At 27.4% G+C, this 24,118-nt stretch carries 20 protein-coding genes; 14 read left to right on the top strand and 6 right to left on the bottom strand.

All coding sequences use genetic code 11. The features are described 5' to 3' along the window. Positions 1-5 precede the first annotated feature (5 nt). The 7 genes from ACLGL0_RS05590 (at position 6) to ACLGL0_RS05560 (ending at position 5,856) form a co-directional block, all read left to right on the top strand. On the top strand, positions 6-497 hold the full coding sequence (locus ACLGL0_RS05590) for a MogA/MoaB family molybdenum cofactor biosynthesis protein (protein ID WP_314557191.1): 492 nt from the start codon (positions 6-8) through the stop codon (positions 495-497). Positions 498-504: 7 nt separating this feature from the next. Next, the gene (locus tag ACLGL0_RS05585; protein ID WP_411013953.1) at positions 505-2,031 is read left to right on the top strand and encodes a YifB family Mg chelatase-like AAA ATPase; all 1,527 of its coding nucleotides are present in this window, start codon (positions 505-507) and stop codon (positions 2,029-2,031) included. A gap of 125 nt (positions 2,032-2,156) precedes the next feature. Further along, the gene (locus ACLGL0_RS05580) at positions 2,157-2,702 is read left to right on the top strand and encodes a DUF6609 family protein (RefSeq protein ID WP_313962042.1); all 546 of its coding nucleotides are present in this window, start codon (positions 2,157-2,159) and stop codon (positions 2,700-2,702) included. 79 nt (positions 2,703-2,781) lie between these two features. Continuing rightward, a complete protein-coding gene (dprA, locus tag ACLGL0_RS05575; RefSeq protein ID WP_411013952.1) occupies positions 2,782-3,876 on the top strand; it encodes a DNA-processing protein DprA in 1,095 nt (364 codons plus the stop codon). 47 nt (positions 3,877-3,923) lie between these two features. After that, entirely contained in the window at positions 3,924-5,018 is a 1,095-nt protein-coding gene (locus ACLGL0_RS05570) for an acyltransferase family protein (RefSeq protein WP_411013951.1), read from the top strand. A gap of 8 nt (positions 5,019-5,026) precedes the next feature. Then, the gene (locus ACLGL0_RS05565) at positions 5,027-5,482 is read left to right on the top strand and encodes a methylated-DNA--[protein]-cysteine S-methyltransferase (RefSeq protein WP_411013950.1); all 456 of its coding nucleotides are present in this window, start codon (positions 5,027-5,029) and stop codon (positions 5,480-5,482) included. 98 nt (positions 5,483-5,580) lie between these two features. Continuing rightward, positions 5,581-5,856 (top strand): hypothetical protein, encoded by a 276-nt coding sequence (locus ACLGL0_RS05560; protein WP_411013949.1) that lies wholly within the window; start codon positions 5,581-5,583, stop codon positions 5,854-5,856. A 1,228-nt stretch (positions 5,857-7,084) separates the two neighbouring features. On the opposite strand, the gene ACLGL0_RS05555 is transcribed toward ACLGL0_RS05560, so the two are convergent. Next, entirely contained in the window at positions 7,085-7,915 is an 831-nt protein-coding gene (locus tag ACLGL0_RS05555; protein ID WP_411013948.1) for an aminoglycoside 6-adenylyltransferase, read from the bottom strand. Between the two features lie 12 nt (positions 7,916-7,927). Continuing rightward, a complete protein-coding gene (locus ACLGL0_RS05550; RefSeq protein WP_411013947.1) occupies positions 7,928-8,740 on the bottom strand; it encodes a YitT family protein in 813 nt (270 codons plus the stop codon). A gap of 211 nt (positions 8,741-8,951) precedes the next feature. On the opposite strand from ACLGL0_RS05550, the gene ACLGL0_RS05545 reads away from it, so the two are divergent. The 5 genes from ACLGL0_RS05545 to ACLGL0_RS05525 all read left to right on the top strand — a co-directional run bounded on the left by ACLGL0_RS05545 (position 8,952) and on the right by ACLGL0_RS05525 (position 13,211). Then, positions 8,952-9,848 (top strand): glycerophosphodiester phosphodiesterase family protein, encoded by an 897-nt coding sequence (locus ACLGL0_RS05545; RefSeq protein WP_411013946.1) that lies wholly within the window; start codon positions 8,952-8,954, stop codon positions 9,846-9,848. Positions 9,849-10,138: 290 nt separating this feature from the next. Beyond that, entirely contained in the window at positions 10,139-11,524 is a 1,386-nt protein-coding gene (cysS, locus tag ACLGL0_RS05540; protein WP_411013945.1) for a cysteine--tRNA ligase, read from the top strand. 1 nt (position 11,525) lies between these two features. Further along, positions 11,526-12,263: a 23S rRNA (guanosine(2251)-2'-O)-methyltransferase RlmB gene (gene rlmB / locus ACLGL0_RS05535; protein ID WP_314557211.1), complete on the top strand. Its 738-nt coding sequence runs from the start codon at positions 11,526-11,528 to the stop codon at positions 12,261-12,263. Continuing rightward, on the top strand, positions 12,253-12,774 hold the full coding sequence (locus ACLGL0_RS05530; RefSeq protein WP_313962049.1) for an NYN domain-containing protein: 522 nt from the start codon (positions 12,253-12,255) through the stop codon (positions 12,772-12,774). The genes rlmB and ACLGL0_RS05530 overlap by 11 nt, the downstream gene beginning before the upstream one ends. An 8-nt stretch (positions 12,775-12,782) precedes the next feature. After that, the gene (locus ACLGL0_RS05525; protein WP_411013944.1) at positions 12,783-13,211 is read left to right on the top strand and encodes a deoxycytidylate deaminase; all 429 of its coding nucleotides are present in this window, start codon (positions 12,783-12,785) and stop codon (positions 13,209-13,211) included. A gap of 704 nt (positions 13,212-13,915) precedes the next feature. Here the strand turns inward: ACLGL0_RS05525 and asnA are convergent. The 4 genes from asnA to ACLGL0_RS05505 all read right to left on the bottom strand — a co-directional run bounded on the left by asnA (position 13,916) and on the right by ACLGL0_RS05505 (position 19,116). Beyond that, a complete protein-coding gene (gene asnA / locus ACLGL0_RS05520; protein ID WP_411013943.1) occupies positions 13,916-14,929 on the bottom strand; it encodes an aspartate--ammonia ligase in 1,014 nt (337 codons plus the stop codon). A gap of 132 nt (positions 14,930-15,061) precedes the next feature. Next, the gene (locus ACLGL0_RS05515) at positions 15,062-15,943 is read right to left on the bottom strand and encodes a PSP1 domain-containing protein (RefSeq protein ID WP_411013942.1); all 882 of its coding nucleotides are present in this window, start codon (positions 15,941-15,943) and stop codon (positions 15,062-15,064) included. 163 nt (positions 15,944-16,106) lie between these two features. Continuing rightward, a complete protein-coding gene (locus ACLGL0_RS05510; RefSeq protein ID WP_411013941.1) occupies positions 16,107-18,416 on the bottom strand; it encodes an FtsX-like permease family protein in 2,310 nt (769 codons plus the stop codon). Between the two features lies 1 nt (position 18,417). Continuing rightward, positions 18,418-19,116, bottom strand: coding sequence for an ABC transporter ATP-binding protein (locus ACLGL0_RS05505; RefSeq protein WP_411013940.1), 699 nt, complete (start codon positions 19,114-19,116; stop codon positions 18,418-18,420). A 207-nt stretch (positions 19,117-19,323) separates the two neighbouring features. On the opposite strand from ACLGL0_RS05505, the gene uvrB reads away from it, so the two are divergent. Continuing rightward, entirely contained in the window at positions 19,324-21,297 is a 1,974-nt protein-coding gene (gene uvrB / locus ACLGL0_RS05500; protein ID WP_411013939.1) for an excinuclease ABC subunit UvrB, read from the top strand. Continuing rightward, entirely contained in the window at positions 21,290-24,118 is a 2,829-nt protein-coding gene (gene uvrA / locus ACLGL0_RS05495) for an excinuclease ABC subunit UvrA (RefSeq protein WP_411013938.1), read from the top strand. The genes uvrB and uvrA overlap by 8 nt, the downstream gene beginning before the upstream one ends.

Genomic DNA, 24,118 nt, shown 5'->3' with positions numbered 1-24,118 from the left:
TTTTTATGTTTACTGCTTATGTAATTACTGTATCCGATAAGGGATCAGTAGGAGAGAGAATAGACACTTCTGGTGAAGTAATTGTTGATATTTTAAAAGAAAATAATTATGAAGTTATTGATAAAATTATAATTCCGGATGATCAAGCTACGATTGAGGAAAAACTAAAATATGCTAGTGATGTTTTAGGAGCTAATTTAATTTTGACAACGGGTGGAACTGGTTTTAGTAAAAGAGATGTTACACCTGAAGCTACTTTAAATGTTGCTACAAAAAATGCTTTTGGTATTTGTGATTCTATAAGACAATATAGTTTGACAATTACTAAGAGAGCAATGCTTTCAAGAGCTGTTTCAGTTATAAGAAATGATAGCTTGATTGTAAATCTACCGGGTAGTCCTAAGGCTGTTAAAGAATCTTTAGAGTATATTATAGATTCTGTAGAACATGGACTTCAAATACTTTTAGGAACAGCATCAGAATGTGCTAGAAAGTAGGTAAAAAATGTACTCAAAGACTAAGACTTGTGTGTTAAATGGATTGAATGGTTACGATATTGATGTTGAGGCTGATTTAGCAACTGGACTTCAGGCTTTTAATATCGTTGGACTTCCTGATTTGTCTGTAAAGGAATCAAAAGAAAGAGTCAAATCAGCAATTTCAAATAGTGGATATTCTATTCCACCAGGAAGAGTAACAATAAATTTAGCTCCGGCTAATTTGAGAAAAGACGGCTCTCAAATTGATTTGGCTATTGCAGTTAGTATGTTACTTGCTATTGGTGTGATTGAATATTTACCTGATGAAAAGACTGTTTTTTTAGGTGAGCTTTCACTTGACGGTAGAGTTATAACTTTTGATGGGGCTTTACCTATGATTATTTCTCTAAAAGAACTTGGTTTTAAGAAATTCTATATTCCTTTTGCAATAAAAAATGAAGTAAATATTGTGCAAGGAATAGAAATTTATCCTATTTCGCATTTAAAAGAATTAGTCGATTGTTTAAATGGAGTTATTGAAATAAAAAAAGAAGAAATTGCAAAAGTAAATTTAGATGAAGAGATTAAATATGATATAGATTTTTCAGATATAAAAGGTCAGGAAAATTTAAAAAGAGCAATGGAGATTTCTGCTGCAGGAGGACATAATTTGTTGATGGTTGGACCTCCCGGAAGTGGTAAAACGATGATAGCAAAGAGATTACCAACAATTTTACCTAAATTAACTTTTGAAGAATGTATTGAATGTACTAAGATTTATTCGATAGCAGGAAAACTTAAGAATAATAAATTGGTTACACAAAGACCTTTTAGATCTCCACATCATACGAGTAGTCCTATTTCCCTAGTAGGAGGAGGTAAGATTCCAAAACCTGGAGAGGTTTCACTTGCTCATAATGGAGTTTTATTCTTGGATGAATTTCCAGAGTTTTCAAAACAAGCTATTGAAGTTTTAAGACAGCCAATGGAAGATGGGAAAGTTACTATTTCAAGAGCTAATTCTTCAATTACATATTATTCAAACTTTGTAACTGTTTGTGCGTTGAATCCTTGTCCTTGTGGAAATTATGGATCCCAAACTGAAAAATGTACTTGTTCACAGTTGCAAATTCAAAGATATTTAAGTAAAATTTCAGGTCCAATTCTTGATAGAATTGATATTCAAGTTGAAGTTGAACCTGTAAAATTCGATGATTTATCTTCAAAACAAGTTTTAGAAACTTCTTTTGATATTAGAAAAAGAGTAGAAAAAGCGAGAAAAATTCAACTTGAAAGATATAAAAATGAAAAAATATATAATAATGCAAATCTTTCTGCAAGACAGATAAAGAAGTATATAGTTTTGGATGAAAAGCTTGAGAAAATAATAGAATTTGCTTTTAAAAAGTTTAAGTTTTCAGCTAGATCTTTTAATAAAATTTTGAAGTTGACAAGAACAATTGCAGACTTGGACGGAAGTGAAGAAATCAAGGAAGAACATCTGTTAGAAGCTATTAGATATAGAAGTTTAAGTAATAAATATTGGGGTTAGTTTTTATTAATTAAGAATTTGATGTATTTAAATAATCATAATATAGAATCTAATATTTAGAATTTGCATTATTATAAATAAAGATTAAGAGTTCAAAAAATTTAGAAATAAACGGGGGATTATTTATGTCATTTTTAGAATACCATAAGGAAGAGAAATTAGAATTTAACCATAAGAAATCATGTGGGTTATGGTTAATCGTAGTTGGTTTAGTTATTGCATTGGCTACTTTAATAGGAGGAAAACAAATAATAAATATGCAAGTATTTAGTTTTGGATATGTTATTAGTTTTCTTTCAATTAATATGAATAAAAAGCTTATTAATAAATTATCAACTGGAAATTCAACTAAATTTCAAAATAAAGTTTCTTTATATTCAGTAATTTTATTATTCATATTGATGTTTTTATTAGGGGGACCATTTTTCGCAACAGAAAATTGGAGATTAATTTGGTTGGGTGCATTGATGGCTACTGCAATTCATTTTTTTCCATTTTATTTTGTTCATGGTAAATCAATGATTTTATTAGGAATAGTTTGTAGTATAAATATTGCAATAGGATATATTTATTCTGATATGTCTTTATCAATTATTGCATATATTGATGCTTTAATTAAATTATTATTTGGATTATATCTTTTCTTTTTATCAAAACCATCAAAAAGATAAAATCCTATTTATTGAATTAAATAATTTATGAAGTATTTAAGTTATATAAAAGTTTAAGTAATAAATATTGGAGTTAGTTATGAGAAATGAAGATGCTTTGTTATTTTTAAGTTATTTGAATTTTGATTATAAAATCAAAGATGAATTGTTAAATCATTTTACATTGGAACACATTGAAGATATTTTTGAAATGTCTGAAGAATATTTTAAAGAAAATAAACTTTTGACCAAAAATAATATAGATAAATTAATTGAATTAAGAGAAAAATTTAATCCAGATGCTTATCGAGAATTTTTAGAAAAAAAGAAAGTAAAGTATGTAAGTATTTTGAATGAAAATTATCCTGTTAATTTAAAGGATATTGAATATATTCCACAAGTTATTTACTATAAGGGGGATATTTTACCAGAGGATGAATTTGCACTGTCAATTGTAGGTTCTAGAAAATGTACTAATTATGGAGCTTGGGCAACAGAATATTTTGCAAGGTCAATTTCTGAATTTGGAATAAGAATAGTTTCTGGAATGGCTTTAGGTATTGATTCTATTTCACATAGAGCTGCTTTGAAATCAGGTGGAAGAACTATTGCTGTTTTAGGTTGTGGTGTTGATATGGCATATCCAAAGACTAATTATAGGCTTTATGAAGAAATTATAGAAAATGGTGCTGTTATGAGTGAGTTTCCAGTTGGAATGCCGCCACTAGCTCACAATTTTCCAGTTAGAAATAGAATTATTTCTGGACTGTCAAAAGCATTGTTAGTAATTGAAGCACAAGATCGTTCAGGTACACTAATAACTTCAAGATTTGCAAATGAACAGTCAAAAGAAATTTTTGCACTTCCTGGAAATATTAACAGTCTATATAGTAAAGGAACAAATAAATTGATAAAAGATGGAGCATTAATTGCTACGGATTATCAGGATATAATAGATGGAGTTATTGATTTTTCAGAATTTATTTTAAACAAAAATAAGGAAGAAAAAGATTTAAACATTTTAGATGCAAAGGAACTTTTGATTTATAATTTAATAAATGAAGAACCAAAATCTCAAAATAAAATTGCAACAATAACTGGTTTTTCAATTATAGAAACAAATACAATTTTAACTTCATTAGAGCTTAAAGGTTTTATAAAAGAACTTAATGGAGGAATATTTGTAGTTGATTAATATAAGAGATGGAATACATCTCTTTTTTTATAAAAAATGGAGGATTTATGATTAAAATAATATTTTTAATTTTACCTTTTGTTATTATGCTTTTACCTAATAGGGATTATGATTTGATGTCAAAGGAAGACACATTGGCATTTAAAGGCATTTTTTCTATAGTAGTAATTTTACACCATGTATCTCAAATAGAGAATACTATACCTTATATACATCATTTTGCAAATTTTGGTATGTATGCAGTTAGTTTCTTTTTCTTTATTTCAGCTTATGGAATGACAAAACAAGTAAAGCTTAATAGAGAAAAATATTTGAAAGGATTTTTTAAAAAGAGATTTTTAAAATTACTTTTACCAATATTTGTAGTTACAGTCTTGCATATTGTTGTAAATATATTTGTTTTCAAAAGCGAATATACATTAAACTCTATTTTTAATATATATAAAAATGGATCGTCTTTAATAAATAATGGATGGTATTTAAATTCAATTTTAGTTATTTATTTGATATTTTATCTTAGCTTTAAAATAACTAAAAATCAAAATCTATCATATATTATTTTTACTATTTTAATAATTAGTTATATACTAGTTTTGAAAAAAATAGGTTTTGGAATTTGGTGGTATAACAGTATGATAGGTATGATATTTGGAATGTATTTTGAAATATTTGAAGAAAAAATTAAAAAAATATTAAATACTCATATTTATAATTTATTATTAATTTTATCAGTATGGACTTTTTATTTTTGGAATAATAAAGAGGCTGATTTAGTAAGTTTCTTTTCCAGTTTTGGAATATACTCAGATTATGCAATAGTACAAAATTTAACTTGTTTTAATTTTATTGTAATGGTAATTCTAATTTCAAAGAAAATTAATTTTAGAGGATTAGTGCTTAATAAAGAAAGTATGAAGTTATATTCTAAATTTGTTTTGATTAGGAATGAAGTACTATCATTTCTAGGTAAAATTTCTTTTGAGATGTATATGATTCATGGACTTATTATGAGCTTGTTATCAATATATCTAAAAGCAAATATTGTTTATTTACTAACTTTATTTGGTTTAACAATTTTACTTTCATATATTCTAAATATGTTTTTCAATAAATTATATATAATTTTAAAATTGAATAAATAGGAGATATTATGAATTTTACAGTTTTTGATTCACCAGTTGGAAAAATTAAAATAATAGAAGAAGATAATAGAGTTGTCGAAATAAGATTTGTAAAGGATGAGAAAAATATTTCTCCTAATACCGAAGTTTTAAAACTTGCAAAAAAAGAATTGAAAGAGTACTTTACTGGAAAAAGAAAAGTATTTACATTTCCAATTAAGCTAGATGGAAGAGAGTTTTCGCTAAAAGTTTATAAGGCTTTAATGGAAATTCCTTATGGAGAAACTTGCAGTTATAAAGATATTGCAAGAAAAATAGGAAATGAAAATTCACAAAGAGCTGTAGGTGGAGCAAATAATAAAAATAAATTACCGATTGTAATTCCATGCCATAGAGTTATAGGAAGTAATGGAAAGCTTGTTGGTTATGCTGAAGGAATAGAAATTAAACAAATACTTTTGGAATTGGAAAGAAAAAATAATTAGAAATTATAAGAATTTTGTAAAAAAATCTAGAAATAGCAAAAAAATTAAAAAAATAGGATATATAATATAAATTTATTCAAAACTGAAAGGAGTTTATTATGAATTTTAAAAAATTGAATATTATTGTTGCTATTGTAATTAATATTTTATTAGCAGTTTTCTTTATATTAAGTTTTAGTGGAAGAATTCGCTATGATGAAGGAAGAAACTTTATGTATCCATTGTTATTATTAAATATTTTTACATTTGCTCTTAATGGGATTCTATATAAAGACAATGATAATAAGATTTCTAACAAAAAATTATTATTACTTCTATTAGAAACAATAATAGTATCCTTCTTCGCTATTATGTTATTGTTTATTAATAGATAAATAAAAACTACTATTGGAAGTTCTAGAAAAATTCTAATACTACTTTTTATTGTAAAAAGTTTATTTGATAAATATTATGCTTTAATAGTAAAAAAAGTTTTTAGAGTAAATTTAGTATAAAAAATTGAAATTTTTTTATAAATAATGATAAAAATTCAAAAAAAAGTAAAAAAATAGCAAAAAAATTGAAAAAAATATAAAAAAATCACATTAAAGTGTTGACAAAGTAAATTTTATGAGGTATAATATATACAACAAACAAGATAACGCGTTAAATAGTTTGATGACTGGAGGTAAGACCAATGAAAATTTTAAAAACAATTTCATCTGAGTTGCAGTATCATTGGTTTTTAGAAAAAACTTACGATGCCAGCAACTTGAATAGCAGATAATATATTTTGTGAATTAAGAGGTTGATAATAGTATAATTAAAGATTAAAAACTAATCGTAAAAATTTAGAATGTAAGTTGTATGATTAAGATTATATAAATTATATATAAGATAATTGAGATATTAAGAAATCTATAAAGTTATATCTAGAATTTTTGGAATATTATAATATTATAACAGTATGAACTAGATAGTTGAGACGAAGGTTAAGAAACTTGAGTACATATGGGTTAAATATTATGAGATGAAATTAATAGGTTTTTAAATTAGATTATTGATATTAAGAAATTTAAGTGTTTAAAGGAGTAAAATTTTGTATCAAAAAAGATTAGTTAGAATATATTATACTTAAGATACAATGTGAAGTAATATAAAGACACAAAAGATATTACAAGCAGTTGTGGTTGTAGATTTATCATAAGATTGTATGTTTATAGTATGAAAAGAAAAAGAAGGTTGTTGATATAAATATTTATCGGTGATTAGCTAGTTTATGCTAAAGTATTATTTTGATAGATTTACAAAAACAAAATTGAAGTTCAAGTGTAAAGAAATTTGGATTTCGCTGAAATAACAATTAAATATTTTAAATATAAAAAGTGCATCTAAAAGATGCACTTTTATTATGAAATAACAAGGTTTCCGGGTACCCACCCAATGCGAAGCATCGTGGAAGGGTGGAGTTCTTATTATGAAATAACAAGGTTTCCGGGTACCCACCCGATGCGAAGCATCGTGGAAGGGTGGAGTTCTTATTATGAAATAACAAGGTTTCCGGGTACCCACCCGATGCGAAGCATCGTGGAAGGGTGGAGTTCTTATTTTGTGAAAATTTTATTATCTGCTATTTGCTTTTTGTTTTAATTCTCTTAAATATGTTACAGTATCTCTATCTAATTCTTTTGCATATTCAAATCTTAAATTAATTGCTATTTGTAAAGATAATTTTCTAAATAATCCACAAATGTTAAATAGGGCTATCCAAAGAGATTCTAATTCCAATTTTGAATAACATTGTAAATATTTTTCAAAAATTTCAGTATCAACATAGTTAAATACTAATTTATTTTCTTTTCCTAACTCTAATAGGTATTTATTTTCAGATAAAACATAGTGTTTTAAATGTTCATCTAAAAGTTCTAAAACTTTTCTATATTCTTCAGATATATTTAAGAATTCTTTAGTATATAGTTTGTTTCCAAATTTTAATATATTCCAGAAGAAGTTACAAGTATTTACTAAGAATTCATCTTCAGTAAGTTTATGAACTTTTCTTTCAATATAAACTCCACCTTTTTTTTCTTCTTCTTTATTAAGTACACAAATGTATTTTTCTTGAAGTTCCTCTAAAACTTCGATAGATTTTTTTGAAACAATTCTAAAAATACCTTGTGTAAAGTTTTCGTAAATTATTCTATATTCTATTATGTTTTCATTTTCAGTATTTTCGTACATAGTTAGTACATCGCCAAAATGTTCAATAAATTCAAAAGAAGTATCATCAAAAGACAAATCTTTTACTAAATACAGAACATTAAAAAAGTTAACATCACTGGACATACTTTGAGTTTCAAGTTGTTCGATATACAGTTTTTCAACTCTATCATCATCCATTGCAATTTTTTTTGCTATTTCTTTAAGTTCATTGAAAGTTAAAATATTATTCATAATAAACCCCTCCTAAATTTCTTGTACCTTAAAGCCACGACCCTTAACTTCATAAGCCTCAGATATAATTAAAAATGCCGCTGGATCAACTTCATCCAGTATTCTCTTTATATTTACTACTTCTCTTGTTCTAACGATACAGAATATAACATTTTGTGTTTTATGTGTATAAGCTCCTTCTCCGTGAAGAAGAGTAACACCTCTATTAAGATCTGATAGAATTCTATCAGTAACTTCTCTTTGATTTGAAGTTATAATCATAATTTTCTTCGTATCTCCAAATCCCATTTGGATTTTATCTAGCATTTTGTATGCAACATACATTGATACAATTGTTAAAAGTCCTCTTTCAAGACTGAATATATAAGATGCAACTCCAATTATCATTGCGTTTATCATCATAAGAGATGAACCGATATTCATATTTAATTTGGTTTTAAATATAGTTGCTATTATATCAAGTCCTCCTTGACAAGCTCCATGTCTAAATAAAACACCCATTCCAACTCCATTTATAAAACCACCAAAAATAGCAAATAGCATATTATTATCAAGTTTAAAATCAATTGGAATTTTACGCATTGCTATCAAGATGAATGAATAGATAAATGTTGATAAAAATGCATAAGTCATGAATTTTTTGTTTAAGAAAAATGCCCCAATAACCATCATAGGTAAATTTAGTACAAATACTGAAACTCCAGTTGGAATACCAGATAAATATTCAATCATAAGTCCAATACCTCCAAGGCCACCGGATAATAGTCCTGCTGGTACTAAAAATTTAACTACAGCAAAGGAGCATATTAAATCTCCAAGTATCAAGTATTATATAAAATAATGTTCTAAAAAAATAGCTTCTATCCCCAAAAAAAGATTCTAACATAAACACCAACCTCTTCAATTTTATTTAACGATATATAATCAGTATAATTATATCATAATTTTTATTTATATGATATAATTATACTGTTATTATCGTATTTTTCTTTAAAAAAATTCGATTTTTTTAATAAAAATTTAAGGAGTTGTATTAATGGGTTTATTTTTATTCGTTTTAATTGTAGTAATTTATGTTTTATTCCAATTTTCATGTTTTAAGAAAGAGAAAAAAGCAAGAAAGATTTATAGGAATGGAGATTTTCCATTAGTTTTTGCACATAGAGGATCTAGTCATTTATATCCAGAAAACACAGAATTAGCTTTTATAAAGTCTTTTGAAATGGGTGTTGATGCTTTTGAAACTGATATCAGATTAACTAAAGATGGGAAAATCATTACTCAACATAATGAAGATATCGATGAAACTACTAATGGAACAGGAAAAGTTATTGATTATACTTTTGATGAAATTAAAGAATTTAATTTTGGATACAGATTTAAAGACTTAAATGGTAATTTACCATATGCAGATAATAGAGTAAGTGGTCTATATCCAATGGAAGTTTCTTCACTTTTTGAGAAATTTGGAGATTCTGTTATATATAGTATTGATGTTAAAGATAATGGAGAAAATGGTTTAAAATCAGTGGAGCTTTTATATAATTGTGTAAAAGAATATAGATTAGAAAAAAATGTTATTTTTTCAAGTTTTAATGAGGATAATCTGGAGTTTTTAAGAAAGATAAGTAAAGGTGAAATAATTATTTCTGGCTCAATGAAAAAAACTATAGAAGTTGTATTATCTTCATATTTAGGATTTGATAGTTTTAAAAAATATAATACTAATGCAATGATGATTCCAAGATTTGAGAAATTACCATTAGATACAAAATATTTAATTTACAAATTCCATAAACATAATATGGCAGTTTGTTATTGGACCATAAATACGGAAAAAGAAATGAAAAAACTAATTGGTAAAAAGGTAGATGGAATAATAACTGATAGGGTTGATTTGCTTTTAAAGTTAAAAAAAGAATTGTATAAATAGATTAGATTTTTAAGGGTAAATTATTGACTTTTTCTTAATAATTTAGTATCCTATTATAAATGAATATTTACGTTGAAAAGGAAAAGAAACAACGAATTTTAGAGAGATGTTGTGTGGTGAAAAACATCAATGTTGAAGGTGCATCCTTGGAGTATTGTTTGCTACTTTATAGCAATTTAAGTGGAGTTTTCAATTAGAGTGGAACCGCGGAATTTTTTCGTCTCTTGTTTTTTTCAAGAGGCGTTTTGTTTTATATAAAAATAAAATATTTCAAAATAGAGAGGTGTATTATGAAGATTTATAACACATTAACAAGAAAGAAAGAAGAATTTATACCTATACAACCGGGCAAGGCATTAATTTATGTTTGTGGACCAACTGTATATAATTACATTCATATTGGTAATTCAAGACCTATGATTGTATATGATACATTGAGAAGATATCTTTTATACATAGGGTATGATGTAAAATATGTAAGTAATTTTACTGATATTGATGATAAGATTATAAATAGAGCTAAGGAAGAAAATGTACCTTTTACAGATATTACTAAAAAATATATCGAAGCATATCTTGAAGATAGTTATGCATTAAATCTTTTTGAAAGTCATACAATTCATCCTAAAGCAACAGAATGTATTGATGAGATGATTGAATTTGTAAAGATTTTAGAAGAAAAGGACATTGCTTACAATGTTGATGGTAATGTTTATTTTGATATTACTAAAGCAAAAGATTATGGTAAATTATCAAGAAAAAATATTGAGGATTTAAGAGCTGGAGCAAGAATTGATATTTCTGACGAAAAGAAAAATCCTCTTGATTTTGCTCTTTGGAAAAAAAGAAAAGATGAAACTGAACCTGCTTGGGAAAGTCCATGGGGAATGGGTAGACCAGGATGGCATTTGGAATGTTCAGTAATGGCTAAAAAACTTTTAGGAGAGACAATTGATATTCATGCTGGTGGAGAAGATTTACAATTCCCCCACCATGAAAATGAAATTGCTCAATCCGAATGTTGTAATGACAAAATTTTTGCTAACTACTGGATGCATAATGGAATGATTAATGTTGATAACGAAAAAATGAGTAAGTCAAAAGGTAATTTCTTTACAGTTAAAGATATTCAAAAAGAATATGACTTAGAAGTTGTTAGACTTTGGATTTTATCTACTCATTATAGAAATCCATTAAATTTCAGTAGAGAAGTTATGGAACAAACAAAAAATGGTCTTGAAAGAATGTATAATGGCAAAGAACATTTAGAAAGACTTTTAGAAATTTGTGAAGAAAAAGAAGATGGAGATATTTCTAAATTAGTTGAGCTTAAAAAAGAATTCTTAGAATCTATGGATGATGACTTAAATACTGCAGATGCAATTTCTAAGATTTACGAGCTTATTCGTTATACTAATTCATTTGATGAAAATACTGATTTAAAAGTAGTTAAAGGAGCAGTTAAATTATTGGATGACTTTGCTTCTGTTTTAGGTCTTCTTTACAAAGAAGAAGATAATAATTTGGACGAAAAAGTTGAAAAATTAATTGAAGAAAGAGAAGAAGCTAGAAAAAATAAAGATTTCAAGAGAGCAGATGAAATTCGTGATATCTTAAAAGAAATGAATATAGAATTGAAAGACACTAGAAATGGTGTTATTTGGAAAAGGGTGTAATATGAGCGACTATATATTTGGTAGAAATGCTGTTTTAGAGGCTTTAGAAAGTGATAGAAAAGTAGAAAAAATCTACATTTTAAAAGGTGATTTAAAAGGCTCAATAAATAAAATAATTGGAAAGGCTAAAGCTAATGGTATTTTAATTTCTGAAATTGATAAACATAAATTAGAAAATATGGCAGAAGGTGTTGTACATCAAGGTGTTTGTGCTTTGGTTTCTAGTTTTGACTATTCAACAGTTGAGGAAATTATTAATAGTGCAAAATCAAAAAATGAAGATTTGTTTTTAGTTATTTTAGATGAAATTGAAGATCCACATAATTTCGGAGCTATCATTCGTACTTGTGAAGCTGTTGGTGTTCATGGAATAATTGTTTCAAAAAGAAATCAAGCACCAGTAACATCAATTGTTCAAAAGTCTTCAGCTGGAGCAGTAAATCATATTAAAATAGCAAAAGTTGCTAATATTGCAGATACTATTTTGAAATTACAAAAAGAAAATGTATGGGTTTATGGAGCATGTGGAGAGGCAGAAAAAATTTATACGGATATGGATTTTAAAGGGAATATTGCAATAGTAATTGGAAACGAAGGAAAAGGAATAGGTCAACTTATAAGAAAGAGATGTGACTTCTTAACTAAACTTCCAATGAAAGGTAAAGTTTCAAGCCTTAACGCATCAAATGCCTGTGCTATTCTAGTTTATGAGGCATTAAGACAAAGAGATGAAAACTAAAAAATTAATAATTATAGACGGATACAATATTTTAAATGCTTGGGAAAAATATAAACCATTTTTAAAGTTGAGTTTTGAAAATGCTAGACAAGAGCTGATATATGATATGGGAGAGTATTCAAAACTTGTAGGAATAGATTTGCTATTAGTTTTTGATGCTTACAAGATTAATTTTAAAGGAAGCTCTGAGATTATAAAAGGTATAGAGGTAGTTTATACAAAACAAAATGAAACTGCGGACCAATATATCGAAAAAAAATTAGATGAAATGGGAAGAAAAATCTTAGTTTCAGTAGGAACTGATGACACTCTTATTCAAAAACTTGTTACACAAAGAGGTGGAAATGTCTTAACTGCAAAAGAATTATTGTATCGTTATGAGAATTTAAAAAATAAAAGTAACCGTTATGAAATAAAAAATAGAATTTCTAACAAAAGCTATTTCAACACACTAGATGAAAAAGCATTAAATCAACTAGATGAAATAGAAGAAAAATTATTTGGAAAGTAGGGGGAATTATGAGAAAACCTTGGGCAGAATATTTTATGGATTTAGCTAAAATGGTTGCAACTAGAGGTACATGCGATAGAGCTTATGTTGGTTGTGTTTTAGTTAATAAAGATAATAGAATTGTTTCAACTGGATATAATGGTTCAATTTCAGGAAATCCTCAATGTGATGAAATAGGTCATACAATGAGAGATGGTCATTGTATCGCAACAATTCATGCTGAACAAAATGCACTTTTATATTGTGCAAGAGAAGGAATAAAAGTAAAGGGATGCACTTGTTATGTAACTCATTTTCCATGTTTGAATTGTACTAAGGCGTTAATTCAAGCCGGAATTTCAAAAATATACTATGATAATAGTTATAGAATGGATGAGTATGCAATTGAGTTACTCAAAAAAAATAATATCGAGTTTATAAAACTGGGAGATAATTAAAAAGGATATGATAATAATATCCTTAGACTGATGACAAAGGTGTCGATGAGCAGCCATTGGCACTTTTTTAGTGGGGGAAAAAGAGAATAAGTAGTATAATAATCAGACTATAATCAAATAATTTAAAAAGAAATCCAACCTTCTACGATGCTTCTCATCTAGTTGGTACCCGTGAACCTTATTGTTTCACAATAAAAACAAAAATATAAAAAAGTAAAGACAAAAATTATACTTTGTCTTTGCTCTGAATGTATCGTAGATACATGTAGTAATTATATTTTTTATTTCTTTCAGAAATATTATTGTTTGTAAACAAACAATAATTGAGATCTTTCGACTACACTACGTTTCGCTCAAGATGACGTGTTAGGAGTATTTCTTTACAAATAACTTTGACGTGCATTATTTTGTTTTATATATATTTTATCACCTTTTTTAAAATAATTTTCGAAGTTTATTTGCTTTTAACGTCTAGCTTTTAAACAAAGGTACTTCCTTTATACGTCATCTCGACCAACGCGAATCTAGCCCTAACTTTGCTTGTTTACAAGCAAAAGTAGGTCTGACGCAAAGATTGTTCAAATCTTTGATTTGAGTACAATCGACTGAGGAGATCCCATACTTTTGCTTTAGCAAAAGTAAATGTATTGTAGATACATCCAGACTTATGGCAAAGGCATCGATGAGCAATTATTGGCACTTTTTTATAGTAAATTTATTTTGTTTTCTTTGCAAATTTTCAACATTTCATCTGGCCAAAAACTTGATTGAACTTCTCCAATATGTGCTTTTTGAAGGAAAAACATACAAATTCTTGATTGTCCAATTCCACCACCAATAGTAAATGGTAATTCATCATTAAGTAACATTTTGTGGTAGTTTAATGTTTTTCTATCTTCGTTACCACTTAATTTTAATTGATTTAATAGTATTTCTTTATTAACTCTAATTCCCATTGAGGATAGTTCTAATGATGAATTTAAGATAGGATTCCAGAAAATTAAGTCTCCATTTAAATTCCAGTCATCATAGTCCGGACTTCTTGTATCATGTTTATTTCCACTATTTAAAACATTTCCTATTTTTGTTATAAATACTGCTTTTTTTGCTCTTGCTATCTTATGTTCTCTTTCTTTTGGAGTATCGTTAGGGAACATATCTTCAAGTTCTTGAGTAGAAATAAAAAATACTTTTTCTGGTAAAGACTTTTTATAGTTTAAAAATCTTCTAGATAGGTATTCATCAGTTCTTTTAAATACATTAAAGATTTTCTTTACTATATCTGTCAAAAATTTCTCATTTCTATCTTCGTTCTTTATAACTCTTTCCCAATCCCATTGATCAACATAGATAGAGTGAATATTATCCAATGTTTCACAAGGTCTTATGGCATTCATATCTGTGTATATTCCTTCTCCAACTGAGATTCCATAATTTTTTAGAGCAATTCTCTTCCATTTTGCTAGAGATTGAACTATTTCTAGTTGTTCAAAATTTTCTATTTCACTTAAAGAAAAGCTAACAGGGGATTCAGTTCCACTTAGATTATCATTTATTCCAGTGTTCTTTTTAACAAATAAAGGCGCAGAAACTCTTGTTAGATTTAGTTCATTTGCTAAATTTGTTTCAAAAAAATCCTTAATTTCTTTAATTGCTTTTTGTGTTTCTATTATGTTTAAATCTGAAGAATATCCTTCGGGGATAACAATATTATTCATAAGATCACTCCTTAATAATTTACTAAAATATAGAATTAATGATACTATATTCTTCAAATATTGTCAATAGTTTAGAGAGGTAAAATATTATATTAAAAAAATAGAGTTGTTATCAACTCTATTTAATATCTACTACAATAATTGCTCGATGTATTCAAATTGAATATCTTCATCTTTTTTAGCATAAGCCATATCTCTTTCTTTTGTAACAGCAATATTATCTACAAAAAAAGGTTTAATAGTCTCTGTGTTATTGTCCTCATTAAATAATTTTACCTTTACTATTTCAGATAGAGTATAGCTATCAACTACAACACCTTTCCCTTCATCAGTAATAACAAATGTTCCACAAGGTGGTATTTTTTTTAGCTTTTCTTCATAGACATTTTGTTCGTATTTTAAACAACACATAAGTCTACCACAAGTTCCTGAAATTTTATTTTGATTTAAAGATAGAGATTGATCTCTTGCCATTTTAATAGTTACAGGAGCAAATTCTCCTAAAAATCTTTTACAACAGCATTCTTGACCACATGAGCCAATTGCACCAATTATTTTAGCATGATCTCTAACTCCGATTTGTCTTAGTTCTATTCTATTTTTAAATATATATGCAAGATCTTTAACTAATTCTCTAAAATCAATTCTATTATCAGAAACAAAGTAAAAAATTACTTTTTGATTATCGAATGTATATTCACAATCAACTAATTTCATATCTAAGCCGTGTTCTTGTGCTTTTACTTTACAAATTTCTATAGCATCTTTAGCTTTTTTCTTATTTTCTTCATGGATATATTTATCCATGTTGTCTGCAATTCTCAAAACTGGTTTTAATGAAGAAACAAGTTTTGACTCTTCAACCTCTCTAGGTTCAATGGCTACAACTCCATATTCAATTCCACGAGAAGTTTCAACAATTACATGGTCATTTTTATTTATACTAAAGTTGCAGGGATCAAAGTAATAAATTTTTCCGGCTTCTTTGAATCTTATCCCAACTACTTTTTTCATAGTTCCTCCTAAAATTTATACACACATATTATACCATAATTCTCTGTTGAATACTAGATATATTAATTTAATGGGATTAGAGTTGTTATAAAAAACAACGGAATTTTTTTCCGTTGTTTATAAGATTATACTCTTGATTATGACAGAATTAAGCGATAGTAAATTATTCTCTGTTTTTTAGAACTTCGCTGAAATTCATCTTTGATATTCTATAAAATTGTAATATACTTACAAATAGATAAGTAGCAATAGTTATCACAATTGACATTATTACAATTTTTAGCGAAATTTCAAGCTCTAAATATCCTGAAAATTTTAGCATTGAATAATACATTATTTGTTTTACTGTATATATTTCAAGTGGTATTAAAGCTATTAAACTTAATAATACTGTTAGAGTTACTGGTCGAATATAGATTTTTGAAATTTCTCTATTCGTGTAACCGAAAATTTTTAAATATGCAATTTGGATAGTATTTTTATCTGTTATTATTTTCATTAGACTGTAAGTAAAGCCTGCTAAGAATATTGTAGATACAGCTATAAATGCAGATAGCATTGGTCCCATGAGTTTAGACATCTGTTTAGAAACATCTGTCATTGAATTTTCATCTATTGTCGTTGAAACATACTTTTCATCAATATCCAATTTTTCATTACTAAAATATCCATTAAAGAATTCTTTATTTTGCTCTAATTCTTCATTCAAATATTCTTGCTTTATAAAGGCTGAAAGATTAGCAGACTTTTTGTGTATACCAACTATTTTATAAGTCTTTTCTTTATCTGATAAATTCCCTTTAACTGTTATTTCATCTCCAATATACTTTCTAAGTTTCTTTGAAAGATTTTCACTAATAACTATCTCATTTTTGTTTTCGGGTAGTTTGGTGTTTTCAAAGTATTTTGAATTTTCAGTAATTCCTAAAAGAAGTATGTCTTCATCTGATTTTTTGATACTATGATAAACTCTTGCTGGTGTAGTCGTATATTTTTCTGCTGTTTTATTGCTAATTTCAATAGGAGCCTTTAGCACATATTGATATTTACTAATCAAATTTTCTTTTATATTATTTCCGTAGTTATCGAATGTAGGTTTTGCAGAAATTCCAAAGATGAATAATATTGAAGTAAAAAATATTCCTAGTACTATCGCTACATAATCACCTTTGTTGGATTTTATAATTGATTTTCTAAATGAACCTAAAAAGTTTTTGTTGACTTTTAATTCATTTTCATGCTTTGACTTTCTTTTATTTTTATAATGTTTTAAATTTTTTCTTAAAAAATCTAATGGTGTGAAGTTTAATTTTCTATAAATATAGATATAATTAAAAATTAAAATTATTGAAATAGGGATTATAGTTGTAATTATTAATGCTTCAAAGTTGAAACTAGGAGTGAAGTTCTGCATATTAAATGATTTGTAGTAAACAGATTTAAAAGAATTTGTAAAAACTGTGTACCCAAAAATATTTCCTAAAACAGCAGCAAAAAATGTAATTATAAGAGAGTTTGCTATATAATTTATAACAAGTTCTGATTTTTTATATCCATTCGCAAGAAGTATTCCGATTATTTCAGATTCTTCTTGTATTTTACTCACAATAGAAAGTGCAAATATGAATCCTATTAGCGTTACCATTAAGCAAAGCAAAACAATAACCATTGGCCTATCTCCACCCATATCGTCAATTAAATAACTTATTGCATTATTATCTTTTTTTGGAAGTTGTTCTAAAACTGTTTTTGATATATTAGCAGAATTTACAACTTCTTTATTTTTTTCTTTCGTTTCTTTTTCGCTTAGATCTCTATCATTAAATCTATAAGAAACTTGATATTTTAGCTTACTTTCATTAAAAATATCTTTATCCTCGTCAGATACCAATCCAACTCCAAAATCTATTGCATTAAATATTAAATCTGTAGATTTTTGAAATGATGAATTATAATCCGGAGTTACTATAAATCCAACTATTTTAAAAATTCGTTCTTTATTATCTTTAAAAAATTCTTTTTTAAAAGTGATAGTATCACCGACTTTTAAATCATTATTTTCAGCAAATAATTTATTTATAGTTATTTCATTTTTGTTTTTTGCAAGATTACCTTCATTTAAAACAGGGAGATTTATATTTTTTCTATTTGTATAAAGCCTAATTGTCTTTTCGTCTTTATCATCTTTAATTTTATTAATTTTTGCATCAACATAAGGAGCTTTCTCGACTTTAACATTAGTTTTTTCAATGGATTTTAATACTTCCTCTGTAGGGTCAAATGCGAATAAAATTTTTCCATCTTCAACAACTCCAGTTGACATAAGTTCATAATATAAAGTCTTGATACTTCCTGATGAAACTAACATGCCTGAAGTTGTGGAAATCATAAAAAACAGAAGTATAAAGAGAAATAAATTTTTTGACCATTGAGCTTTTAATCCTCTAAGAATTCTTTTGTTTAAATTTCTCATGTTACCACTCCAATTCTTGTGCATCCATTATTTTGTAATTTTCAATTTCTTGACATATAACTCCATCTTTAAGCCTTATTGTAATATTAGACATCTTAGTTATTTCTTCATTATGAGTTGCAAGAATAATCGTAGTTTCGTACTCTTTATTTATTCTTTGAAGTAGTGATAAAATATCTTTTGAAGTTTTATAATCTAAAGCACCCGTAGGCTCATCACAAAGTAATATTTCAGGTTTTTTTATTAAAGCACGACCTATTGCGCATCTTTGTTGTTGTCCACCTGATAATTGTCTTGGATATTTATTTTTATGTTCCCATAAACCTAAATCTTTTATTAATTTTTCAATATCCATAGGGTCATTATGTATAAAAGAACCAACCTGAATATTTTCTGTTACGGTTAAGTCCGGAATTAAATTGTAAAATTGAAAAATAAAGCCTAAATATTTTCTTCTAAAATTTGAAAGGGCATTTTGTTTTAAATTTAAAATTTCATATTCATTTATCACTATAGAACCACTGTCGATTTTTTCAAGTCCGCCAATGGCATTAAGTAATGTTGATTTTCCTGAACCAGATGGTCCTAATAGAGTACAAAGTACACCTTTTTCTAAAGAAAAATTTATATCTTTTAAAACGGAAATTTTATTTTCATTTGTTCCATAAGATTTGTTTAAATTTTTTACAACTAAAAACATAAATACCTCCATAAAAATTTATTTAACTTTAAACCAATTATAGCACTTTTGATATTTATTATCAACAATAAAATTTTATAATAGATAGTACTTTTTAATTTGATTATTAAAGAGATTTTTGCGGTATATTATTTTTGTTATTGACTATTTTATAGTATAATATAAAGATGAGATTTAATATGTTATATAGATATTTAGGAGTGGATTATGGAGTTTGTTTTAAATTCAAAATTTAAACCTACGGGAGATCAACCCGAGGCTATTGAAAAAATTGCGGATTCAATTAAAAAAGGAAATAAAGAGATAATTTTAAAAGGAGTTACAGGAAGCGGAAAAACTTTTACAATGGCAAATATAATTGAAAAAGTACAAAAACCAACACTTGTAATTGCACATAATAAAACTTTGGCTTATCAGCTTGCGAGTGAATTTAAAGAGTTTTTTCCGAACAATGCTGTTGAGTTTTTTGTGTCCTATTATGATTACTATCAACCAGAAGCTTATGTTCCACAATCCGATACATATATCGAAAAAGACAGCTCTATCAATGATGAGATAGATAAACTTAGACACTCCGCTACAATGTCATTATTTGAAAGAAGAGATGTAATTATTGTGGCATCTGTTTCTTGTATTTATGGTTTAGGAGATCCAATTGACTATGAAAATTTAGTAGTTTCATTAAGACCGGGAATGATAAAAGATAGAGATGAAGTAATAAGAAAACTTGTTGATATACAATATGTGAGAAATGATATTAACTTTATTCGTGGTACTTTTCGTGTAAGAGGAGATAGTTTAGAGATATTTCCAGTTTCTTCTTCCGAAAATAGTATTAGAGTAGAGTTTTTTGGGGATGAAATAGATAAAATTTCAGAAATTGATGCTCTAACAGGTAATGTCATAGGAACTCGTGAGCATGTTGCTATTTATCCGGCATCTCACTTTGCTACAAGTTCTGAAAAAATTGAAAGAGCTATAGGAACAATTTCACAAGAATTAGAAGAAAGACTTGAAGTTTTAAATAAAGAAAATAAATTAGTTGAGGCACAAAGACTTGAACAAAGAACAAAATATGATTTAGAAATGTTACAAGAAATTGGTTTTTGTAGTGGTATAGAAAACTACTCTGCCCATTTAAGTGGTAGAGAAAGAGGCTCTAGACCTTATACTTTGATTGATTATTTTCCTGATGATTTTTTAATTATTGTTGATGAAAGTCATGTTACTATTCCTCAAATAGGTGCGATGTATGAAGGAGATAGAAGTAGAAAACAAAATCTTGTAGATTACGGTTTTAGATTACCATCAGCTTTAGATAACAGACCTTTAAAGTTCGCAGAATTTGAAAATATGGTTAATCAAATTTTATATGTTTCTGCAACGCCCGGTAAGTACGAAAAGAGCCATAATTTAGAAGAAGTTGAACAAATAATAAGACCAACTGGTCTTTTAGATCCATTAATTGAAGTTAGAAAAACCGAAGGACAAATTGATGATATAATTGGAGAAGTAAATTCAGTTATTAAAAAAGGAGAACGTGTTTTAATTACAACTTTGACTAAAAAAATGGCTGAAAACTTAACGGATTATTTAAAAAATGTTGGAATTAAAACCACTTATTTGCATAGTGATATTGACACAATTGAACGTATGGAAATAATTAGAGATTTGCGTATTGGTAAATATGATGTACTTGTAGGAATAAATCTTCTTAGAGAAGGTCTTGATTTGCCAGAGGTAAGTATGGTTATTATTATGGATGCAGATAAGGAAGGATTTTTGCGTTCTGAAACATCAATGATTCAAACTATTGGACGTGCTGCGAGAAATGTAAATGGTAGAGTTATTATGTATGCAGATAGAATTACAAAGTCAATGGATGTTGCGATTAAAGAAACAAATAGAAGACGTGAAATTCAAAATAAATACAATATAGAGCACAATATTACACCTAAGAGTGTTAAGAAAGATATTAGAGAGATTATTCAAGCGACTAAAGTTGCAGAGGATGCTGTTGAATATAAGAATGAAGATGTTGAAATTACAGATTATGAAAGTTTCATTGAAGATTTGAAAAATGAGATGTTATCTGCAGCCGACTCTTTAGACTTCGAAAGAGCAGCATCAATTAGAGATGAAATAAAGAAATTAAAGGAAATGTGGGGATTAGATGTCTAAAAATACAATTAGAATTAAAGGAGCAAAAGTAAATAATTTAAAGAATATAGATTTAGAGATTCCTAGAGATAAAATGGTTGTTTTTACAGGACTTAGTGGAAGTGGAAAATCTTCTTTGGCTTTTGATACTATTTATGCTGAAGGGCAAAGAAGATATGTTGAAAGTTTATCAAGTTATGCAAGACAATTTTTAGGGCAAATGGATAAACCAGATGTTGAATATATTGATGGACTTAGTCCGTCTATCTCAATTGATCAAAAGACAACAAATAGAAATCCGAGATCTACTGTTGGTACTGTAACAGAGATTTATGACTATTTAAGATTACTTTTTGCAAAGATTGGTATTCCAAGATGTCCTGAATGTGGAACTGAAATAAAAAGTCAAAGTATTGACCAAATGGTTGATAGAGTTATGAAGTTAGAAGAGCGAAGTAAAATTTTCGTGTTAGCTCCTGTAATTCGTGGGAAAAAGGGCGAACATAAAAAACTTCTAGAAAATATAAAAATTCAAGGCTTTGTTCGTGCTATTATTGACGATAAGGAATATGAACTTACAGAAGAAATTGAACTTGATAAGAATAAAAAACATAATATTGATATTGTTGTAGATAGACTTGTAGTAAAGGAAGGAATTGAATCAAGACTTACAGAAAGTTTAGAAACAGCTTTTAAATTTAGTGAAAGTATTGTTAAAGTTAAAGTAGTTGATGGAGAGGAAATTATGTTCTCTGAAAAAATGTCCTGTCCAAATGGACATATTTCTTTTGATGAAATAGAGCCTAGAACTTTTTCTTTTAACAGTCCATTTGGTATGTGTCATGATTGTAATGGACTTGGAAGTCATAAAATTATAGATCCTGATTTAGTAATTCCTGATAGAACAAAATCACTTTTAGAAGGTGCTATTGAATGTTACAATATGACTACTGGAGAAGATGGATACTATTATAAAATATTCCATGAAATAATAAAGTATAATGGTTTTGATGAAAATACTCCTTTTAAAGATTTGAGTAAAGAAACTATAGATGAACTATTTTATGGAACAGGTTCAAGAGAAGTAAAGTTCAAGTTTGAGAGTAAATTTACAAATGAGAATAAAACATTTAATAAACCTTTTGAGGGGATTATTAAGAATTTGGAAAGAAGATATGCAACTTCTCCAATGTCTTCTATGAGAGAAAAAATAGAAACAGTTATGTCTGAAATGGAATGTGAAACTTGTAAGGGAAAAAGACTTAATGAAAAAGCTCTTTCTGTTTTTATAAGAGATAAGAATATTTCAGATGTTACTGCAATGTCAGTTCAAAAATTAAATGAATGGTTTAATAATTTAGAATTAACAGAAACTGAAAGTATAATTGGAGAAAGAATTTTAAAGGAAATTCGAGAAAGACTTAAATTTTTAAAAGATGTTGGTCTTGAATATTTAACCTTAGCAAGAAGTGCTGGAACTCTTTCTGGTGGAGAAAGCCAAAGAATTAGACTTGCTACTCAAATAGGATCAGGTTTAGTTGGGGTTGTTTATGTATTAGATGAGCCAAGTATCGGTTTACATCAAAGAGATAATGAAAAACTTTTAAATGCTTTAAGAAATTTAACAAACCTTGGAAATACTTTAATTGTAGTTGAACATGATGAAGATACTATTCGTTGTGCAGATTATATTGTAGATATTGGTCCAAGAGCTGGTATTCATGGTGGGGAAGTTGTTGCTCAAGGAACTCTTAAAGATATTATGAAGAGTAAAAAGTCCATTACTGGAGCTTATCTTTCAGGTAAAAGTAAAATAGAAGTTCCAAAAGAAAGAAGAAAATACACAGATACAATTAAAGTGTTTGGAGCAAAGGAAAATAATCTTAAAAACATTGACGTTGAATTTCCTATAGGTGTATTTACTTGTGTAACAGGTGTTTCAGGAAGTGGTAAAAGTAGCTTGGTAAATTCTATTTTAAACAAAGAATTATCAAATAAATTAAATAGAAGTAAACAAAAAACAGGAAAGTTTGATAGAATAGAGGGTTATGAAAAACTTGATAAAGTTATTGAAATTGACCAAAGCCCAATAGGAAGAACTCCTCGTTCAAATCCTGCTACTTATACTAAAGTTTTTGATAATATTAGAGATGTTTTTGCAATGACCACAAAGGCAAAAATGAAAGGATATAGCAAAGGCAGATTTAGTTTTAATGTTCATGGTGGTCGTTGTGAAGCCTGTAAAGGAGATGGAACTATTAAGGTTGAAATGCACTTTTTACCTGATGTATATGTTCCTTGCGAAGTTTGTGGTGGAAAAAGATATAATAGAGAAACTTTAGAAGTAACATACAATGGAAAAAATATCTCTGAAGTGTTGGAAATGACAGTTGAAGACGGACTTGAATTTTTTGAAAATCACCCTTCAATAAAAAGAAAATTACAAACACTTTATGATGTAGGATTGGATTATATAAAGATTGGACAAAGTTCGACAGAACTTTCAGGTGGAGAGGCTCAAAGGGTTAAACTTGCATCTGAACTTGCAAAACGTGGTACTGGTCAAACTGTTTATATTTTAGACGAACCAACAACTGGACTACACATTGATGATATAAAAAAATTAATTGAAGTTTTAAATACATTAGTTGAACAAGGAAATACTGTTATTGTTATTGAACATAATTTAGATATGATAAAAATTGCAGATCATATTATTGATTTAGGAGTTGAAGGTGGCGATGGTGGTGGAACTATTGTCGTTACTGGAACACCAGAGGAAGTTGCTAAGTGCGAAAAATCATATACTGGACAATTTTTAAAGAGAATATTAGGAGAATAA

This window comes from Parvimonas pharyngis, from assembly GCF_046569675.1.
GTDB lineage: Bacteria > Bacillota > Clostridia > Tissierellales > Peptoniphilaceae > Parvimonas.
This window is presented reverse-complemented; position numbering and strand designations above follow the sequence as displayed.

Bases quoted from the DNA above. Each gene is read 5' to 3' on its own strand.
- ACLGL0_RS05590 (WP_314557191.1), top strand. From the start codon at position 6: ATGTTTACTGCTTATGTAATTACTGTATCCGATAAGGGATCAGTAGGA.
- ACLGL0_RS05585 (WP_411013953.1), top strand. From the start codon at position 505: ATGTACTCAAAGACTAAGACTTGTGTGTTAAATGGATTGAATGGTTAC.
- ACLGL0_RS05580 (WP_313962042.1), top strand. From the start codon at position 2,157: ATGTCATTTTTAGAATACCATAAGGAAGAGAAATTAGAATTTAACCAT.
- dprA (WP_411013952.1), top strand. From the start codon at position 2,782: ATGAGAAATGAAGATGCTTTGTTATTTTTAAGTTATTTGAATTTTGAT.
- ACLGL0_RS05570 (WP_411013951.1), top strand. From the start codon at position 3,924: ATGATTAAAATAATATTTTTAATTTTACCTTTTGTTATTATGCTTTTA.
- ACLGL0_RS05565 (WP_411013950.1), top strand. From the start codon at position 5,027: ATGAATTTTACAGTTTTTGATTCACCAGTTGGAAAAATTAAAATAATA.
- ACLGL0_RS05560 (WP_411013949.1), top strand. From the start codon at position 5,581: ATGAATTTTAAAAAATTGAATATTATTGTTGCTATTGTAATTAATATT.
- ACLGL0_RS05555 (WP_411013948.1), bottom strand. From the start codon at position 7,915: ATGAATAATATTTTAACTTTCAATGAACTTAAAGAAATAGCAAAAAAA.
- ACLGL0_RS05545 (WP_411013946.1), top strand. From the start codon at position 8,952: ATGGGTTTATTTTTATTCGTTTTAATTGTAGTAATTTATGTTTTATTC.
- cysS (WP_411013945.1), top strand. From the start codon at position 10,139: ATGAAGATTTATAACACATTAACAAGAAAGAAAGAAGAATTTATACCT.
- rlmB (WP_314557211.1), top strand. From the start codon at position 11,526: ATGAGCGACTATATATTTGGTAGAAATGCTGTTTTAGAGGCTTTAGAA.
- ACLGL0_RS05530 (WP_313962049.1), top strand. From the start codon at position 12,253: ATGAAAACTAAAAAATTAATAATTATAGACGGATACAATATTTTAAAT.
- ACLGL0_RS05525 (WP_411013944.1), top strand. From the start codon at position 12,783: ATGAGAAAACCTTGGGCAGAATATTTTATGGATTTAGCTAAAATGGTT.
- asnA (WP_411013943.1), bottom strand. From the start codon at position 14,929: ATGAATAATATTGTTATCCCCGAAGGATATTCTTCAGATTTAAACATA.
- ACLGL0_RS05515 (WP_411013942.1), bottom strand. From the start codon at position 15,943: ATGAAAAAAGTAGTTGGGATAAGATTCAAAGAAGCCGGAAAAATTTAT.
- ACLGL0_RS05510 (WP_411013941.1), bottom strand. From the start codon at position 18,416: ATGAGAAATTTAAACAAAAGAATTCTTAGAGGATTAAAAGCTCAATGG.
- ACLGL0_RS05505 (WP_411013940.1), bottom strand. From the start codon at position 19,116: ATGTTTTTAGTTGTAAAAAATTTAAACAAATCTTATGGAACAAATGAA.
- uvrB (WP_411013939.1), top strand. From the start codon at position 19,324: ATGGAGTTTGTTTTAAATTCAAAATTTAAACCTACGGGAGATCAACCC.
- uvrA (WP_411013938.1), top strand. From the start codon at position 21,290: ATGTCTAAAAATACAATTAGAATTAAAGGAGCAAAAGTAAATAATTTA.